General features: G+C 34.5%; 1 rRNA gene. It reads left to right on the top strand.

Going from position 1 to position 290, the window contains the following annotated elements:
- Positions 1–85 (top strand): 16S ribosomal RNA (locus tag QX51_RS17025); the annotation flags it as partial.
- Between the last annotated feature and the right edge of the window lie 205 nt (positions 86–290).

Here is a 290-nt window from a genome sequence, read left to right as displayed (position 1 = left end):
GCGAGTGTCGAAGGTGAAATCAATAACTGGGGTGAAGTCGTAACAAGGTAGCCGTATCGGAAGGTGCGGCTGGATCACCTCCTTTCTAGGGAGAATTAACCTACTGTTTAATTTTGAGGGTTCTTTATGAAAACTCAAAATTAGTGCTTATTAAGTAAGCATTTTAGTACTTTGAAAACTGCATAACATTTAGTGATATGACATTATATAAAGAAGATAACTTTTAAAAATATCAACTTTAAGTAAAGGGATTTGTCTGAATGTATATGAAGACAAAGACTTTGACGCTA

It is taken from the genome of Terrisporobacter othiniensis, from assembly GCF_000808015.1.
Taxonomy (GTDB): Bacteria; Bacillota; Clostridia; order Peptostreptococcales; family Peptostreptococcaceae; genus Terrisporobacter; species Terrisporobacter muris.
This window is presented reverse-complemented; position numbering and strand designations above follow the sequence as displayed.